Source organism: Pseudomonas sp. MF08831 (assembly GCF_059862645.1).
The window spans coordinates 349,991-367,263 of record NZ_JCBCUX010000006.1; the positions used below are offsets into that span (position 1 = coordinate 349,991).

Genomic DNA, 17,273 nt, shown 5'->3' on the forward strand with positions numbered 1-17,273 from the left:
ATTGCCAAGCTAGATCAAAATCACCAGGTCAAAGCTTCTGGCGCTTGAATGAACAACTGGTTGATCTCAGGACGTGCCGCATGCGACCTTTTCATCTCGGCCCATACTGCTGGATTTGCCATTGACCTCAAACCGGCAATCAGTCTGAGCAATTCAGCGTCTTCGGCGCCACCGTTGCGTTTATGGATGTACTCAAAAAGCCGTGCTCGGTATGAGCCGAACGCTACACGTCGGGCCTCAATGAGAACATCACGATTGTTCAGCGCCAAAATCTTGCATGTATAGATGGCCCTTCTCTCCGAAATGGTTCCTGGATCAGCCAACGCGACAAAATTGAACGTGTCGACAATATCCAGCCATAAGAAGTCTTGAGGGTTTTCCAATCGCGGGTTGATCAGCGCGTGTGTTCCGCCCATAGGAGGGGTGACTGGAGCACCCTTAGGTCGATTGACTGGCTGTAGCTCGCCGGTGGCTGTTACGACTGCGTACTGGCTGCCTTTTGGGCTGTTGCACGGCCCGCAGGCATATAGATAGTTCTGCCAGTCAAACACCCGTTCAGGGTAAAGGTCTTTAGGCGCGATATGCTCGACTTCGTCCGCCATCGAATCTTCGCAATAGCAGCAGCGGCGGGTGTTCGTGCACATCCTCGACAGTGCAGCTCGCACTTCTTTGAAAACCATGTTGGTTTTTTTGTTACGTGTGGAAAACTCGGATTTGGCCTTGGCAACTCGCTCCGCATACGAGGCTTGACTGTCGACAACCCTCTGGTAGTCGGCCAAGCCAGAGAGCATTTCCTGCGGAACATCCGTGTAAGGGAGCTGAATCATTCCACCTCCAGTCCCGACCGTTCGGCCACCGATGCCGCAGTGGGCATCGTTGCACGCAACGCGGCTATTCTCATGGACTCGTTTTCGCTCAATTCACCAAATGCTTGCTTGCGATTAAGCTGCGCCAACTCCAGCAACTGGGAGCGCGAGGTTTCGGAGCGGCTCACATCGACTCCAAAAAAGGAAGTGTCGTAAGCCTCAAGAATGTTGCCGAAGATCAAACGATTGAGTGTATCGCCTTGGATTTTCCCACCCGATTCATCAGTGCCTGGTGTCGGTAGGCGCCATACGGAGCCGTGTTCGGCGGCTTGACAGATGATAGGGCTGTGAGTGGTAACGATGAATTGCAGCCTAGGAAACACGCTCAAGAACCAGGGTGCTATACGTTTTTGCCAGGATGGGTGCAGGTGCGCGTCGACCTCATCTATGACTACGATACCTGGTAGGCTTATGGCGCCGGTCTGAATTTCCTGTGCTACAGCCGCCTGGCCGTAACTGATGGTCAATTGGCGAATCAGCTCAAAGGTGAGGCTGAGAATTGAGCGATAGCCATCGCTGAGGAAATCAACACTGACCTCGTTGCCGTTCCCATCGACAAAGATTATTTCCTCAGAACTGATTCTGCTGATTCGTGACCCGTGGGGTAAAAGTTCACCGTTGTTGATGAAGGCAATCAAACTGTCCAGGAACTGCGAGTCATCTCTGCTTTCGAGTTGTTTGATGTGCAGCGATTTAAGCCATTCCAAGCATTCAGTCAACGCGATGTCCTCACCAAAGGCGGTAAGGTGCGGTGCCAGGCGAGGGTTGGTGTAGAACATGCGCTCGTAATCACGATTGCCGCCGGTGAAGCGGCGAAATGGTCCGAAGGATGCGGAAAACCACCCACTGCTTCGGCCCCATAGGGTGCGTTCGAGCCCTTTCGACTTGTGCTTCCCCTCCACTAGAATTGCTCCGGTACTCAGGGCCTCATCGTTGGATTCGATCATGATCTGGCAGACCAGCTTCTTAACCGGGGCACGGCCCTGACCTGTGATCGAGTCAACTTCAGGGTTCCATGTTAGATGAGCAGTCACAATGGCTTGCTCGCTGCCTACACTCAACCAAGTGCTCCAGTCCTGACGCAATGCTCGGGCCTCAGTGGGGCCTGCCAGCGCGAGCGCCAACGATTTAACAAAGCTTGACTTACCAGCGCCGTTATCACCGAGGATAACGTGCCAACCCCAAGGTTTTTCTTCGGGTACTTGGAACACGAAGTTTTTGTGAGAGCGAATGCCGGAAATTTCGAGTTTTGTTAGGTACATGGTGCAATCCGGTTCAAGGCTAGGGGGGCATTTTGCGTCACGCTGAGAGGATGGTCCATCACCAGCCGGTACAAAACTATTCAATATCCCTATGTCGAGGCCCTTACTTACTCTCCCTGTGCGCCGTAATTCATGATCGACAATAAGCGTATTGGCACTTGCACCAGCTCTTCCGGCCCATGGGGGATGTCGCCGTCGAAGGTCAGGCTGTCGCCCGCTTCCATGTGGTACAGCTGATTGCCGTGGCGATACACCAGTTCGCCTTCCAGCAAGTGCAGAAACTCGGTGCCGGGGTGGGAGAAGGTCGGGAATTCTTCGCTGGCGTCGTCCATGGTCACCATGTAGGCCTCGAAACTCTTCTTCGGCCCGCGGGTGTGGTTGAGCAGGTGATAGGTGTGGCCTTTCTCGGTGCCGCGTCGCACCACTTCCAGCCCTTCGTCATGCTTGACCAAAAGGGCGCTGCTGCCTTGCTGGTCGTACTGACTGAACAGCTTGGACATGGGCATGCCGAGCACGTCGCACAGGCGGCTCAGGTTCTCCAGGCTGGTGGAGACCTGGGCGTTCTCGATCTTGCTCAACATGCCCTGGCTGATTCCTGCGATGCGCGCAACATCGGACAGTTTCAACTCCTGCGCTTGCCGCTGGCGCTTGATTTGAATACCCAGATATTGCTCAAGCTTCAACTTCGGTTGTTGTTCTACTGGCGTATTCATCGGCTGCGCACGGTTTCCGTTCAATAATTTTAAATTCGCACCAGGAATGTGCGATTTGATTTCTGGATGCTCTGTCTGCGACAGCATATTCCCCTAGTGAAAACGAGTTTCCCATATATAGAGGGCAAATTCCCCTTCATCAGCCTTTCTTTGTATGCATTGGCAAGTTGGCAAGAGGTTTGCATTCCTGATGAGAAAGATAGTTTCCTGATTGGAATAAAAGCCATCAGTCAACAAAACTCTCATGCGTAGTTTTTCACCAGGAGTGAATGAACATGTTGCCACCCGAAACACAGCGGCTGATCGAGGAGCACGGCATCAAGTACGTGCTGGCCCAGTTTGTCGATATCCATGGTTCGTCCAAGACCAAATCGGTGCCGATCTCGGGCCTGCAAATGGTCGCTGAAGACGGCGCAGGTTTTGCTGGTTTCGCCATTTGTGGCATGGGCATGGAGCCCCACGGGCCGGACTTTATGGCCAAGGGCGATCTGTCGTCACTGACCCCAGTGCCATGGCAGAAGGGATATGGCCGGGTAGTGTGCATCGGTCACGTCGAAGGCAAGCCATGGCCGTACGACAGTCGTTACGTGCTGCAAAAGCAGGTGGAGCGTCTGAGCGACCGTGGCTGGATCCTCAACACCGGCCTTGAACCTGAATTCAGCCTGTTCAAGCGCGACGCCGCGGGTGCCCTGCAACTGGTCGACGCTAGCGATTCGCTGGACAAACCTTGCTACGACTACAAAGGCCTGTCGCGCTCCCGTGAATTCCTCGAACGCCTGACCGAAGCGCTGCAGCCAGTGGGTTTCGACATCTACCAAATCGACCACGAAGACGCCAACGGCCAATTCGAGATCAATTACACCTACAGCGATGCCATGGAGTCGGCGGACCGCTTCACCTTCTTCCGCATGGCCGCCGGTGAAATCGCCAATGACATGGGCATGATCTGCTCGTTCATGCCTAAGCCCGACCCGAAGCGCGCCGGTAATGGCATGCACTTCCACCTGTCCATCGCCAGCGCCACCAACAAGAACCTCTTCCACGACGCCAGCGACCCGAGTGGCATGGGCCTGTCGAAGATGGCCTACCACTTCGCTGCCGGTTTGCTAGCCCATGGCCCGGCGTTGTGTGCGTTCGCCGCGCCGACGGTCAACTCCTACAAACGCCTGGTGGTCGGCAACTCGTTGTCCGGCGCGACTTGGGCACCAGCCTTTATCGCCTTTGGCTCCAACAACCGTTCGGCCATGGTCCGCGTGCCTTACGGCCGCCTCGAATTCCGCCTGCCGGATGCCGGTTGCAATCCGTATCTGGTCAGCGCCGCGATCATCGCCGCCGGCCTGGACGGCATCGATCGTCAGCTGGAAATCGATCAGGTCTGCAACGAGAACCTCTACAAACTGAGCCTCGAAGAAATCGCCGCACGCGGCATCAAGACCCTGCCGCAGTCGCTCAAAGAAGCCTGCGATGCACTGGAAGCCGACCCGCTGTTTGCCGAAGTGATGGGCAACGAAATCGTCGGTGAATTCATCAAGCTCAAGCGCATGGAGTGGGTGGAATACAGCCGGCATGTGAGTGATTGGGAAGTGAAGCGCTACACAGAGTTTTTCTAATCCCCTCGTTTTAACAAACCCGTTTCTGACGCTTGCCAATGGGTTGGGCGTCATCTGCCCAGGAGTTATGAATATGTGTGGAATCGTAGGTCTTTATCTCAAGAATCCGGCGCTGGAATCCCAGCTCGGCAAGCTCTTCGAGCCGATGCTCGAAGCCATGACCGATCGCGGTCCGGACAGCGCAGGTTTTGCCATTTATGGCGATGAAGTGGGCGATGGCTGGGTCAAGCTGACCTTGCAGGCGACCACTGAACACTACGATTTCAAGGCGCTCATCGCAGCGCTTGAAGGCAAGCTCAGTGCTTCGCTGGACTGGTTCCAGAACGCCAGCGCCATCGTCCTGAAGATCAAGGCTGAAGAAGCCTCAGTACGTGCCGCGCTGGGTGAACTGGCGCCGACCGTGCGCATCATGAGCGCTGGCAAGAGCATAGAAATCCTTAAGGGCATGGGCCTGCCGAAAGAAATTTCCGAGCGCTTCGGTCTGGGCAGCATGAAAGGCAGCCACATCATCGGTCACACCCGCATGGCCACGGAAAGCGCCGTGACCATGGAAGGCAGCCATCCGTTTTCCACCGGTGCGGACCTGTGTCTGGTGCACAACGGCTCGCTCTCCAATCACTTCCGTCTGCGTCAGGAATTGCGCCGCGAAGGGATCAATTTCGACACCGAGAACGACACCGAAGTCGCCGCCGGTTACCTGGCCTGGCGTCTGCAACAGGGCGATTCGCTGAAGACCGCACTGGACAGTTCGCTGGAAGCGCTGGATGGCTTCTTCACCTTCGCGATCGGCACGCGCAACGGTTTTGCGGTGATCCGCGACCCGATTGCCTGCAAGCCGGCGATCCTCGCCGAGACCGACGATTACGTTGCCATGGCCTCGGAATATCAGGCGCTGTCGAGCCTGCCGGGCATCGAGAAGGCCAAAGTCTGGGAACCCGTTCCCGCCACCATGTACATCTGGGAACGCGAGTCGGCCTAAGGAACGCACATATGAAAACTATCGATCTTTCTACCTCCACCGTGCGTGAGCTGAATCAGGCGCTACATGATCAAGTCAACAACGTGCAGGACCGTGAGTGGGTCGTGACCCATTCCAACGGTGCGCACAACCTGGCGGTCGGCGTTAACGAAGCGGTGTCCATCGATATTCAGGGGCACGCCGGCTACTACTGCGCCGGAATGAATCAGAAAGCCTCAGTCACCGTGCATGGCAACGTCGGCGTGGGTTGTGCCGAAAACATGATGTCGGGCTATGTACGCGTCAAAGGCAGCGCTTCGCAAGCGGCAGGCGCCACGGCCCACGGCGGTCTGCTGGTGATTGAAGGCGATGCCGGCGCCCGTTGCGGGATTTCCATGAAGGGCATCGACATCGTGGTCGGCGGAAGCATCGGCCACATGAGCTGCTTCATGGGGCAGGCCGGTCGCCTGGTGGTCTGCGGCGATGCGGGCGATGCGCTGGGCGACTCGCTGTACGAGACCCGCATCTACGTCAAAGGCAACGTCGAGTCGCTGGGCTCGGACTGCATCGCGAAAGAGATGCGCGCCGAGCACATCGAAGAGCTGCAAGAGCTGCTCAATCGCGCCGGATTCAACGAGAAGGCTTCGGATTTCAAGCGCTATGGCTCGGCCCGTCAGCTGTACAACTTCAAAGTCGATAACGCCTCCGCGTACTGATTCAGGAGCAAGAACATGAGCGAGTCCAATACTCCAAAAGCCCCACCCGTCCTGCGCGAGTCGGCCACTTTCGATCGCCTGACAATCCAGGAAATCCAGCGTGCCGCGGAAACCGGCATCTATGACATTCGCGGCGGCGGCACCAAGCGTAAGCTGCCGCATTTCGACGATCTGCTGCTGCTCGGCGCCAGCGTTTCGCGCTATCCGCTGGAAGGCTATCGCGAGAAATGCGGCACCGATGTGATCCTCGGCAACCGCTTCGCCAAGAAGCCGATTCACTTGAAGATTCCGGTGACCATCGCGGGCATGAGCTTCGGCGCGCTGTCTGCCAACGCCAAGGAAGCCCTGGGCCGTGGCGCAACCATCGCGGGCACCAGCACCACCACCGGCGACGGCGGCATGACCCCGGAAGAGCGCGGTCAGTCGCAGCATCTGGTCTATCAGTACCTGCCGTCCCGCTACGGCATGAATCCGGACGATCTGCGCAAAGCCGATGCCATCGAGATCGTGCTGGGACAGGGTGCCAAACCCGGTGGCGGCGGCATGCTGCTGGGCATGAAAGTGACTGAACGTGTGGCTGGCATGCGCACTCTGCCGATTGGCGTCGATCAGCGCTCGGCCTGTCGTCACCCGGACTGGACCGGCCCGGACGATCTGGCGATCAAGATTGCCGAGATCCGCGAAATCACCGATTGGGAAAAACCGATCTACGTGAAGATCGGCGCGAGCCGCCCCTACTACGACGTCAAGCTGGCCGTGAAAGCCGGGGCTGATGTCATCGTGCTCGACGGCATGCAGGGCGGTACGGCGGCGACTCAGGAAGTGTTCATCGAGCACGTTGGCATTCCGATTCTGCCGGCCATTCCGCAAGCAGTTCAGGCGCTGCAGGAGATGGGTATGCACCGCAAGGTGCAGTTGATTGTCTCGGGTGGCATTCGCAACGGTGCCGACGTGGCCAAAGCAATAGCATTGGGCGCTGATGCCGTGGCCATTGGTACGGCTGCGTTGATCGCCCTGGGCGACAACCATCCGCGTTTGGACGAAGAGCTGAAGAAGATCGGTTCTGCGGCGGGTTTCTATGACGACTGGCAGAACGGTCGAGACCCGGCCGGTATCACCACCCAGGATCCGGAGCTGTCCAAGCGTCTTGATCCGGTCGAGGGCGGTCGCCGATTGGCCAACTATTTGCGTGTACTGGTGCTGGAAGCGCAAACCATGGCCCGCGCCTGTGGCAAATCGCACCTGCACAACCTCGATCCCGAGGATCTGGTGGCACTGACCGTTGAGTCGGCGGCCATGGCTCGGGTGCCACTGGCAGGGACTTCGTGGATTCCGGGGCAGGGGTACTAAAAGGCGCTACGGCCCTGTAGGAGCGCGCTTGAACACGATAGTGTCGTGTCAGACAACGCATTTTTTGCAGACATACAGCCATCGCGGGCAAGCGCGCTCCTACATGGATCACGCTCATCAAATTAAAAGAGGCCAACCAGGCCCGACGCTTCATCACATCGCTTTCTGCCAGGCACTTTTCCATTCATTGCAGGAGCTTCGAAAATGGTTAACCATCTTTCCGGCAAATCCCTTCTTCTCTCTGCCTTTACATCCGGGGCGCTCGGCGCTTTCGTTCCTCTGGCTCAGGCGGCCGACGCCCCGACGCTCAACACTGGCAGCACCGCGTGGATGATCACCGCGGCGGTGCTGGTACTGTTCATGTGCCTGCCGGGGCTAGCACTGTTTTACGGCGGTCTGGTACGGGCCAAGAACATGCTTTCGCTGTTCACCCAGTGCTTCGGCGTGGCCGGACTAGTCGGCGTGTTGTGGGTGATCTACGGCTACAGCATGGTGGTCGACACCACTAACATGGTCGAAGGTCAGGTCAGCTTCAACAGCTTCGTCGGCGGCTTGAGTCGCGCGTTTCTGGCCGGGATGACGCCTGAAAGCCTGGTGGGGGATATCCCCGAAGGCGTGTTCGTGACCTTCCAGATGACCTTCGCCATCATCACCCCAGCGCTGATCGCTGGTGCGTTCGCCGAGCGCATGAAGTTCTCGGCGGCGCTGCTGTTCATGGCCGTGTGGTTCACCCTGGTTTACGCGCCGGTAGCGCATATGGTCTGGGGCGGAGCGGGTGCGCTGATGCACAACTGGGGCGTGCTGGATTTCGCTGGCGGCACCGCGGTGCACATCAACGCAGGCGTTGCGGCGCTGGCAGCGTGCCTGATGCTGGGCAAGCGCAAGGGCTACGCAAACGCGCCGATGCCCGCTCATAACCTGAGCCTGACCATGGTCGGTGCGGCGATGCTCTGGGTCGGTTGGTTCGGTTTCAACATAGGTTCGGGCGGCGGGCTGAATGGTCTGTCCGGGATCGTCATGCTCAACACCCAACTGGGCGCGTGTGCCGGGATTCTAGGCTGGATGTTCACCGAGTGGTTCAAGGTCGGCAAACCCAGCGCGTTGGGTCTGGCCAGTGGTGCGCTGGCAGGTCTGGTCGGCATCACTCCGGCGTGTGCGTACGTTGGAGTCGGCGGCGCCTTGGCTATTGGCTTGCTGTGCGGCGTGTTCTGTTACCTCAGCGTGACCGTGCTGAAGAAACGCTTCGGTTACGACGACAGCCTCGACGTGTTCGGCCTGCATGGCATCGGCGGCATGATTGGCGCGGTGCTAACCGGCGTGTTCTGCCTGCCGTCGCTGGGTGGTCTGGTGGAAGGTGTGACGTTGGGTGGTCAGGTAGTGGCACAGATAAAAGGGGTGCTGTTCACCACGGTGTACTGTTTCGCAGTCAGCTGGATCATCCTAAAAGTGATCAAGGCGCTGATTGGTTTGCGGGCAGATGAGCATGTTGAGGAAATGGGGCTGGATTTGGCTGAGCATAACGAAAGCGCTTATAACCATTAACTTCTGCCCTCGCCGGGTGATCGTCAACTATAAAGGGACGCACCCGGTTTCATAGGGCTCTATGTAGAAAAAACGCTTGAAGTCGAACAATGAAAATTGGAAAGCTTAAGATGTATTTCATATTGCGAAATTAGCCATCAGCTCTGTCGAAATCAAGGCTCCGGGATGCTGTATCACCAGGCTAGCAAGTCGGTGACCATTGACCGCAGATAATCCAGGACTTCTACCAAGGATGCGCGACGCCAGATAAGCTGCTCCGAACGAGTCTCCGGCTGCGGTTGTGTCAATCACTTGATCGACCCGCTGACTATCAATCTCAGCTCGTTCCCCTTCGCAATCTAATAGGCAACTGTTTGAACCTCTCTTAACTATGATTTCCTCGATATCAAACTCGGCGTAAGCTGAAAGTAGCTGTTCAGTGGTAGAGTAGCCAAACAATGCCTGGTCATCCTCTTCGCTCACTAACGCCACATCAGTAATCGGCAATATATTTCGGTACGCTATTCGTGCTTCTGTGACACTGCACCATAGGCGAGGTCGATAATTATTGTCAAAAGCGATCCGCGTGCCTCCTTCATGTGCTCGACGCAACGCAGGTAACAAGCGACCTCGACCGTGTTCGCCTAAAATTGCCAAAGTAATGCCACTGATATAAAGCAGGTCGTACTGTGTCAAGGTTTCGAGAATCTCTTTCGACTGCAGAGTGGCGAAACAATCGCGAACAGCAGCTTCAGTGCGCCAGTATAAGAATCGGCGTTCCCCTGCGGCATCGTTCTGAATGCAATAAAGTCCGGGTAAACGGCCAGGAAGGCGCTGCACCCCTGTCAATCCGATACCTTCTTTAGCCCACGCACGGCACATCGAATCACTGAAGCTGTCATTACCTAATGCCGTAAAATAGTCAATTTTTGCACGGTCTCCTAATAATCTAACCATGTAAATCGCAGTGTTTAACGTATCGCCACCAAATCCATGATGCAGAGTATCGTCACTGTTTTGGCGCAGCTCTATCATGCACTCACCGATTGCGGCGATGCGCGAGTTCTGTGTTCTCATCAATTCGCCCATCTCAAAACCTCCGGTTTATCTCGGTAGCAAGACCGCGGCCATCCTTAGTTCTCTTTGGTTCACTTTCCGAATCACCCGTTCAAATTTGCTGCCGAAATAATCACTACGTGTGTCGTAAGAATTAGGCACATTCGACTGGCCTCGATCTCTATGTATCCGCCTGGAGTGGACCTCTTCGTTCTGTCCGCTTGTTTAGGCGACGTCTGACGAGGCGGCTGGTCTCCTTCACCGGAACGCGCAAATTAACCTAGCAATTGTTACATTATAACTACGGAGGCTGTGTCTTGAATGTGAAGGCTCTGGAGGATTGGCCTTCGTGCTTTGCCGGTTTTTTGCCATTTATGGATGCATCGTTATATTGTAACATTTGGTGTGAGATGGTCGGGTCATTGGCTTGTCGCGCAGCATTGGTCTCGCCGCTGAGAAGTGCAGGGGAGAGGGCAGGATGGCGGGAGACGAGGGTGCAGATTTACTATTTTGGATCGAGGATGCCGTGCGATTTCAGCGGGCATGCGATAACCAGACACGGCTAGCCGCATAGACCACAGTGCGTCACGGAAACGCATTTTTAATGCCATACCTGAGGACCATGCAATTTTAACGTTATTTAACAAGGGCTATGCACGCGATCCCGATGGATCGTTGACATTGCTGTCGATCCAATTTGGTGCTTCGAGAGGACCTACAATGAAGTTGCTCCGTTATGGTAAACCGGGTAGCGAGAGGCCAGGAATATTGGACTCTTCAGGGACTTTGCGCGACATCGGAGCCTTCATTGACGATATTGCTGGTGCGCACCTCTCCGAGATCGGCCTCCGAAGGCTACGTGAAATAGACACGTCTTTTCTTCCTCTGGTTGAGGGGAACGTACGTTACGGGCCTCCTGTTGGGCAGGTCGGCAAGTTTATTTGTGTAGGGCTTAATTACGCCGATCATGCTGCCGATTCGGGAGTTGCAGTGCCAGAGATGCCAATATTATTTATGAAGGCCACTACCGCCATCTGCGGGGCCTACGACGCTGTGATCATACCGAAGGGGGCGAGTAAGTGTGATTGGGAAGTAGAGCTGGGTGTTGTGATTGGCGATGTTGCACGCGACGTAGCTCCTGAATATGCGCTACGTCATGTAGCAGGCTACGTTGTGATCAACGATGTATCCGAGCGTGATTTTCAATTCGAACACGGTGGTCAGTGGGTAAAAGGGAAGAGCTGCGACACCTTTGGCCCTATCGGACCGTGGTTGGTGACCAAAGATGAAGTACCGGACCCGCAGAACCTATCCATGTGGTTGGAGGTGAATGGTCATCGCTACCAGAGCGGGAACACGCGTACGATGGTATTTGGTGTTGCAGAGCTTGTCAGTCATATCAGTCGTTATATGACCCTGATGCCAGGAGATGTGATTAGCACCGGCACGCCACCGGGAGTCGGCTTGGGACAAAAACCTCCGGTTTACTTGAAAGCCGGTGATGTGATGGAGTTAGGGATCCAGGGTTTGGGCCTTCAGCGCCAGTACGTTGTGGCACATCCGGGAAGTGAAGAATATAGATGCTGACTTGGCAACATGCGTTGCTTACCTCTTAGGGACAGGCAGTGCAACGTCACCCAAATGCGAACTTCAAGGACGGGGTTATAAACGAAGGCTGACACTTGTGTGGCGGCTCTAGTCTACGAGGCAACCCGTATGAGTAACGACCAGTTGAGTATTTTGAGGGCGGAAATTGATACATTGGATGAGGAACTCATCAGGACACTTGCGCTAAGATTCATCGCTACGGGCAAGATTGGCGTTATAAAGGCCACCCGGTGCCTGGAGGCGGTAGATCCTTCTCGCGAAGCTGAGCAAATGAGGAGGTATTCCCTCCTGGCTTTACGTCACGGTGTCTCCATAGAAGTGATCCAAAAGGTGTTCAGAGCCATTATTGATGAGGTCGTGGTGAATCACCAGGCCATTAGTGAAAGTAAGGTCAAGTAGGCTAGGGTGTGCTTGTCCTTAAGTAAGCACACGCATCATTGCTGTATAGTACTCCAAACATTCTACGTGCTTAACACTATTCAACCTGATGGACGATTCCGTGGCGGGAAAAGAGCAGCCATTTGCCATCTTCTGTAGCAAGAGCCGCAGTTAGTGATTCTCTATTCGGGGCTGCAATGTCTGTAAACGTGTGGCCACCGTCAAGGCTCTTCATCTGCAGTCCATCCAGCCCAACGGCAATTACTTCTCGACCGCTTACGTCGATAGAGGTAATCGAGCTTTTCCTGCCAATCGGTACTCGCACCCAAGTCTTTCCATCGTCCTCACTGCGAAGCATTGTCCCACGCTGCCCGCCGACTAAAAGCGTACCGTCGACTAACTGCCTCCCGCACCACAGAGAACCCTCGTAGCCCGTATCCAAGTAGTCCCAACTGCGCCCAGCGTCGGTTGAGTGAAGCAACCGGCCCCTTTCGCTGGTTGCGTATACGCCACCTTTAATATCAGGAAACAAGCTCAGCAAGTTCAGGTCAGACAGTGACTTGTCCATAGGGTTGGGCTTTTGTTCGGTCCAGGTCTTTCCACCATCCTGAGTGGTCAAAACGAGTGACCACAGGCCCACAGCGAGCCCCAGTTTAATATCAAAGAAGTGGACTGCGAACAGCGGCCGATCTTCCGTCAGCGCGAGCCGTTGGATCTGCCATTGCTCACCACCGTCGACCGTTGCCAGAATCGCGCCCCAATGCCCCACAACCCAACCATGCTTGTCGTCAGTGAAGCTCACGCCAGTCAGCGTTGAACTGACCGGCACCGATTGGGCTTGCTGAAAGGACGCTCCGTGATTGTCGGATAACAAAATCGTGCCATTGTCGCCAACACTCACAGCTCTCTGGCCAGCCCAGGTGGCGGCCAGCATCGCTGCTTGAGTCGCTATGGGGGATATCGTTGCTGGCGTAGGCTCGAGAGGGCCAACAATATCCGCAAATGAAGATGCTGAAACCATGATCACGACCGTGCCAATCGCCAAAACACGCGCCTGTCGCTTAAATAACGTTTTCATACTATCTGCTCCAGAGGTCAGTGTGCCAACAGCCCGGGGACGCGGACGGGGCGGCGACGCGGGAAAAGTCGTTCAAGCCAAACCGCGAAAGCAGGCAAAACAGTGATCGCCATCACCATGTTCACGATGAACATAAACGCGAGCAATTTACCCATGTCCGCTTGGAACTTGAGTTCCGAAAATGACCAGGTCGCGACGCCTACTGCCAGCGTAATGGCGGTAAAAATGGTGGCAGTTCCTACCTCTAAGATTGACTGTTCCAAAGCTTGGACGACACCTACACCATTGGCCATGTGAAGCTGCAGCCGGTTATATATGTAGAACGCGTAGTCGACACCGATACCGACGGCGAGCACCATCACAGGGAGCGTTGCTACGGTCAGACCTATCTGCAGTTCCTTCATAAACCAATAACCAATGAAGGTTCCGATTGTGAGCGGAAGGCAGCACGCGAGAACTGCGCGAAAATCACGATAGGCGAAAAACACCAGCAAAATGATCGTCGCATACACGTAAAGCATCATAGGCAGCTCGCTGTGCTCGATCTCTTCGTTGACAGCCGCCAAGATGCCCGCGTTGCCCGATGCCAATCGAATGGTGACACCTGCCAGCTTGTCTTTATCGCGAAATTTTTTCGCCGCCTCGATTACGCGGCTGATGGTCGTTGCTTTGTGGTCCGTGAGATAGATGTGCACCGCAGTCATGCTGCAATCCTTACGCATGATGCCGGGAACTCGAGCAATTTCTACCCCCATTGAGGAGTAGTTAGCCGAGTCGATCGGCACTACAGACATCTTAGGGTTTCCTTCGTTATAGCCTTCATTGTACTGGCGTAAGAGCGAAGAAAAGGACAGGACCGACATGACGCCTTCTACAGACTGCATAGCCCACACAAATCGGTCTTGGTAGACGCCAATCTGGACGTCTTCACATGACATGGGAGGCGCCTCAAACACAACCGTTAACCAGTCCAATCCGACGTCATAACTTGAAGCGATTGACACCGCATCCTTGTTGAATCGTGCCTCCGGTCGAAGTTCAGGGGCGCCTGCTTGCAGCGTTCCTATTACGCGATCTCGACTCTGCCAAACCGCCGTTGCAAACACTGTTAAAGCAATGAACAAGACTGCAGCAGCATTTCGAGGTTTTGCAATGCGTGCCAAAACCCGCAACCAGCGCGCGCGCTGAGTCGCCTTCAATTCCGCACCTTGCGCGTAGCTATGGCTCACCTTCAACAGGGATGCTGACAAGGGCAGCATAATCAAATTGGTGATTATCTTGTATGCAACGCCAAGCGAGGCCGTGATGGCGAGCTCTCGGACCATCGGGATAGGCATCAAAATCAAGGTTATAAACGAGACAAATGCCGTGACCAAAGCGAGTGTCCCAGGCACTAAGAGTCCACTGAAACTCGATCTGGCAGCCGCGTCCATTGACTTGCCACTTGCCAGTTCACGAACGATGAAGTTGATCTGTTGGATACCATGTGAAACGCCAATCGCGAACACCAGGAAGGGGACGAGGACACCGAGCGGATCAAGCCCGAAGCCAAGCAAGCGCAGAGTGCCAAACTGCCAAACGAGCGATACGAGAGAGCAGGCCAGCGGTAGCAACGTTAAGCGGACTGAACGACAGTACCAGTAGACAGCCAGAGCAGTGAGTAACAAAGCAATGATACAAAACTCGAGGACGGAGGAGGCGCCTTCTGCGATGTCACCAATCTGTTTGGCGAAGCCGATGATCTGAATCTCGAACTGATCGTCTTCGAACTTAGATCGAAGCTGTGCCTCCAATTCTCGGTCGAAATCGACATAATCAATATGCTCACCCTTAGCATCGACCTCGTTCAGGTCGGCAGTCACCATCGCGCTGGTTTGATCACGAGCCACTAGGTTGCCAATAAAGCCGCCTTGGACTGCAGATGCGGTAATGGAGGCGATGGATTCGGCGTCCAGGCTATCCGGGGTCACAGTGCCCGGAATAATCGGGTCAGCTCTGAACCCGTCCTCCGTGATCTCCGTGACGAAAGAGTTTGGTGTCCACAGGGATTGAACGCTACTGGCCGCCACGTGTGGTAAAAACTTGAGTGTTTGGGTAACGTCATAAACGCGCTTCAATCCATTTTGCGTCCAAATGGCACCATTCCTAGCCCTGACGACCACGGTCAGTCGGTTCGCCCCCAAGAGCTCTCCGCGGTACTGGTTGAACGTTGCAACATACTCATGACCCATTGGAAGTTGCTTCTCGAATCCAGCATCCATTCGTAGCTGAACGGCAAAAAACGCCATTAACGTCGTGAATAAAATCAGCACTCCCAGCACCAGCTGCTTGTGACCGAAAAGTATGTTCTCGAGCTTTTTCAATATCCGAACTAGCAAGTCCGGCTGCGCGGATTCGGCCTCGGGTAATGCCTTCATATAGCGCCTCAGAAATTACGGGATACGTTGATGCCAACGAAGTCACGGTCGCGGAGTGGATTGGTGAGCGGATCAGATGGCCCGAGGAACTTTGTATAATTCATACCGACCTGCCAGTCCGCCGGATTCTGTATGAAGTTGACATACATATTCACCGAAGTGACTCCTTCCATGAATTGTTCGCTAATGTTAGGCGTATAGCCAAACATCCCCCTGCGAACATAAACCCCTGGGTTAACTTGCCATCCACCAATTAGCGAGCCATCGTAGATCCAGTTAAAATCGACATCCAACCCACCCGAGTACTTTGTACCTTTGGAATCACCTGGGCTATTTAGAGCGCCGGTTACTGCCAGGTCGTTTGACTGATTGCCCCAGAGCCAACCACCGGCGGCAATTGGCGATCCTTGATAACTGTCGTGCAGCCCAGGATAAGCGATTACCACGGTCTCTGTTGTCAGTGTGGCGGTATCGGCGCCAAGTAACTTCAGAAGCCCGCCAGAATTTGAGGGTTGAAGCGTAAACAGCGATGTTAAGTGCCATTGGAATTTTTTCTCGTCCACCCAGCATTTGCCCTCCTGCGAAACACAACCGCTAGAAGCATTTAGAGAAACCGCATCTTTGGGGCGATAGGATAACTCGGTTCCGATCGCCCAATCGCCCAATGGAAAGTTTGCACTAACACCGAACATGTGACGGTCTTCCGGATACATGTAAACCGTGGTGCCACTCGCATCGAGTGATATTTGCGGAAGTTTATCGTGGTAAGTGATGGCATAAACTCCTAAGCTGAGAGCTGCGCCATCGGGTTGGTACCGTAAGGACAATCCATATTGCCCACTATCGCGTGCAGACTCAGTTCGGACACCGTATGCACCGCTTCCTGGTCCTACCGTGGAGGTTGACCAATAACTACCCACAGGAGGCAAGTAGCTCTCGTTCCAATGCCCTTGGATATAGACTTCGGCGTTAAATCCATTACCTAGCCCGGAAGCGACACTGAGAATTGGCGCAGGCAATACGAACTCTTTGATTTGCGCGCCAGGTTGCGAAGCCCGGTTAACATCGATACCGTTTGTGGCATTGATACCGCCGACTTCGAAAATACTTTCACCCCAGCTTATGACTTGGTTGCCGACTCGAACTCTGGCTTGTTGATCACCGATGTCAAACGTCTTACTTATCCATAGATCAAGCAACCGAGACTGAAAAGCCAGTTTTTCTCGCGCGTGTGACGCCAGGCCGTCCCTGATATCCGGTGGGGCCGCGGCGAAGGCATCTTGCCCGCTGGTGTCGCCTGTAGTATCTGTCGCCGATACATCACGCAACCACGTTCCTCGGGCCATGAAAGACAATCCTTCGGCAGGCATCTTGAGTAGCAGTTCGTGGCTGCCTTTCAAGTATGTGGTAAATGCATCACCTTTGTCATAGTTGATGTCACCTTGATCGCTTAAGCCACTAAGTTGCCCCATATGGCCATTTCCGGTCTTTGCCCCGGTGGCCGAGTTGTAAGTAGGCGCTACAAGACTTTTACTGGCCGAGTCAGTGCGAATGCCTGAGCCTGCGGATATTGTAGAATCTAGGCTGCCGCGAATCGTGTCGGCATCGTTAGAGAAGTTGAAAGCGCTTGCATTGCTGCTGCCAACCACCAGCAAGGCTGTAGCTGCAGCTTTAACAGAAAACACATACACTTCATCGTAGTGGATCGAAAAATTCTTCATGATATTTATTTCTCGTGAT

At 54.7% G+C, this 17,273-nt stretch carries 14 protein-coding genes; 7 read left to right on the forward strand and 7 right to left on the reverse strand.

The genetic code is table 11. The features are described from left to right. Window positions 1-20: 20 nt before the first annotated feature. From AC19YS_RS15535 to AC19YS_RS15545, 3 genes are all read right to left on the reverse strand, one after another. Window positions 21-827, reverse strand: a complete 807-nt coding sequence (locus tag AC19YS_RS15535) for an HNH endonuclease family protein (RefSeq protein ID WP_070413561.1) — start codon at window positions 825-827, stop codon at window positions 21-23. Further along, entirely contained in the window at window positions 824-2,128 is a 1,305-nt protein-coding gene (locus tag AC19YS_RS15540; protein ID WP_070413562.1) for an AAA family ATPase, read from the reverse strand. Before AC19YS_RS15540 ends, AC19YS_RS15535 begins: the two co-directional genes overlap by 4 nt. A gap of 107 nt (window positions 2,129-2,235) precedes the next feature. Next, complete coding sequence (locus AC19YS_RS15545; protein ID WP_054895793.1) at window positions 2,236-2,841, reverse strand: helix-turn-helix domain-containing protein; 606 nt, start codon at window positions 2,839-2,841, stop codon at window positions 2,236-2,238. A 275-nt stretch (window positions 2,842-3,116) separates the two neighbouring features. Between AC19YS_RS15545 and glnT the strand changes: the two genes are divergently transcribed. From glnT to AC19YS_RS15570, 5 genes are all read left to right on the forward strand, one after another. Then, complete coding sequence (gene glnT / locus AC19YS_RS15550) at window positions 3,117-4,451, forward strand: type III glutamate--ammonia ligase (RefSeq protein ID WP_078468117.1); 1,335 nt, start codon at window positions 3,117-3,119, stop codon at window positions 4,449-4,451. A gap of 73 nt (window positions 4,452-4,524) precedes the next feature. Further along, entirely contained in the window at window positions 4,525-5,430 is a 906-nt protein-coding gene (locus tag AC19YS_RS15555) for a class II glutamine amidotransferase (protein ID WP_054895791.1), read from the forward strand. Between the two features lie 11 nt (window positions 5,431-5,441). Then, on the forward strand, window positions 5,442-6,125 hold the full coding sequence (locus AC19YS_RS15560) for a GltB/FmdC/FwdC-like GXGXG domain-containing protein (protein ID WP_054895790.1): 684 nt from the start codon (window positions 5,442-5,444) through the stop codon (window positions 6,123-6,125). Between the two features lie 15 nt (window positions 6,126-6,140). Beyond that, window positions 6,141-7,475, forward strand: coding sequence for an FMN-binding glutamate synthase family protein (locus AC19YS_RS15565; protein WP_054895789.1), 1,335 nt, complete (start codon window positions 6,141-6,143; stop codon window positions 7,473-7,475). 204 nt (window positions 7,476-7,679) lie between these two features. After that, window positions 7,680-9,017: an ammonium transporter gene (locus tag AC19YS_RS15570; protein ID WP_054895788.1), complete on the forward strand. Its 1,338-nt coding sequence runs from the start codon at window positions 7,680-7,682 to the stop codon at window positions 9,015-9,017. A gap of 117 nt (window positions 9,018-9,134) precedes the next feature. Here AC19YS_RS15570 and AC19YS_RS15575 read toward each other — a convergent pair whose 3' ends face one another. After that, window positions 9,135-10,085, reverse strand: coding sequence for a sugar kinase (locus AC19YS_RS15575; RefSeq protein WP_099421682.1), 951 nt, complete (start codon window positions 10,083-10,085; stop codon window positions 9,135-9,137). Window positions 10,086-10,772: 687 nt separating this feature from the next. Between AC19YS_RS15575 and AC19YS_RS15580 the strand changes: the two genes are divergently transcribed. Continuing rightward, window positions 10,773-11,639 carry a fumarylacetoacetate hydrolase family protein gene (locus tag AC19YS_RS15580; RefSeq protein ID WP_070413564.1) on the forward strand — a complete coding sequence of 289 codons (867 nt, stop codon included), beginning with the start codon at window positions 10,773-10,775 and terminating at the stop codon, window positions 11,637-11,639. Window positions 11,640-11,768: 129 nt separating this feature from the next. Then, complete coding sequence (locus tag AC19YS_RS15585) at window positions 11,769-12,059, forward strand: chorismate mutase (RefSeq protein WP_054895786.1); 291 nt, start codon at window positions 11,769-11,771, stop codon at window positions 12,057-12,059. Window positions 12,060-12,135: 76 nt separating this feature from the next. Here AC19YS_RS15585 and AC19YS_RS15590 read toward each other — a convergent pair whose 3' ends face one another. Genes AC19YS_RS15590 through AC19YS_RS15600 form a run of 3 tightly spaced genes read right to left on the reverse strand, consistent with a single transcriptional unit; the run spans window position 12,136 to window position 17,254 of the window. After that, window positions 12,136-13,116 carry a WD40/YVTN/BNR-like repeat-containing protein gene (locus tag AC19YS_RS15590; RefSeq protein WP_500602195.1) on the reverse strand — a complete coding sequence of 327 codons (981 nt, stop codon included), beginning with the start codon at window positions 13,114-13,116 and terminating at the stop codon, window positions 12,136-12,138. A gap of 17 nt (window positions 13,117-13,133) precedes the next feature. Next, window positions 13,134-15,533: an efflux RND transporter permease subunit gene (locus AC19YS_RS15595; protein WP_070413566.1), complete on the reverse strand. Its 2,400-nt coding sequence runs from the start codon at window positions 15,531-15,533 to the stop codon at window positions 13,134-13,136. Between the two features lie 8 nt (window positions 15,534-15,541). Next, window positions 15,542-17,254, reverse strand: a complete 1,713-nt coding sequence (locus AC19YS_RS15600; RefSeq protein WP_070413567.1) for a DUF1302 domain-containing protein — start codon at window positions 17,252-17,254, stop codon at window positions 15,542-15,544. Window positions 17,255-17,273: the final 19 nt, after the last annotated feature.

Coding starts and splice junctions, on each gene's coding strand:
- AC19YS_RS15535 (WP_070413561.1), bottom strand. CDS start 827: ATGATTCAGCTCCCTTACACGGATGTTCCGCAGGAAATGCTCTCTGGC.
- AC19YS_RS15540 (WP_070413562.1), bottom strand. CDS start 2,128: ATGTACCTAACAAAACTCGAAATTTCCGGCATTCGCTCTCACAAAAAC.
- AC19YS_RS15545 (WP_054895793.1), bottom strand. CDS start 2,841: ATGAATACGCCAGTAGAACAACAACCGAAGTTGAAGCTTGAGCAATAT.
- glnT (WP_078468117.1), top strand. CDS start 3,117: ATGTTGCCACCCGAAACACAGCGGCTGATCGAGGAGCACGGCATCAAG.
- AC19YS_RS15555 (WP_054895791.1), top strand. CDS start 4,525: ATGTGTGGAATCGTAGGTCTTTATCTCAAGAATCCGGCGCTGGAATCC.
- AC19YS_RS15560 (WP_054895790.1), top strand. CDS start 5,442: ATGAAAACTATCGATCTTTCTACCTCCACCGTGCGTGAGCTGAATCAG.
- AC19YS_RS15565 (WP_054895789.1), top strand. CDS start 6,141: ATGAGCGAGTCCAATACTCCAAAAGCCCCACCCGTCCTGCGCGAGTCG.
- AC19YS_RS15570 (WP_054895788.1), top strand. CDS start 7,680: ATGGTTAACCATCTTTCCGGCAAATCCCTTCTTCTCTCTGCCTTTACA.
- AC19YS_RS15575 (WP_099421682.1), bottom strand. CDS start 10,085: ATGGGCGAATTGATGAGAACACAGAACTCGCGCATCGCCGCAATCGGT.
- AC19YS_RS15580 (WP_070413564.1), top strand. CDS start 10,773: ATGAAGTTGCTCCGTTATGGTAAACCGGGTAGCGAGAGGCCAGGAATA.
- AC19YS_RS15585 (WP_054895786.1), top strand. CDS start 11,769: ATGAGTAACGACCAGTTGAGTATTTTGAGGGCGGAAATTGATACATTG.
- AC19YS_RS15590 (WP_500602195.1), bottom strand. CDS start 13,116: ATGAAAACGTTATTTAAGCGACAGGCGCGTGTTTTGGCGATTGGCACG.
- AC19YS_RS15595 (WP_070413566.1), bottom strand. CDS start 15,533: ATGAAGGCATTACCCGAGGCCGAATCCGCGCAGCCGGACTTGCTAGTT.
- AC19YS_RS15600 (WP_070413567.1), bottom strand. CDS start 17,254: ATGAAGAATTTTTCGATCCACTACGATGAAGTGTATGTGTTTTCTGTT.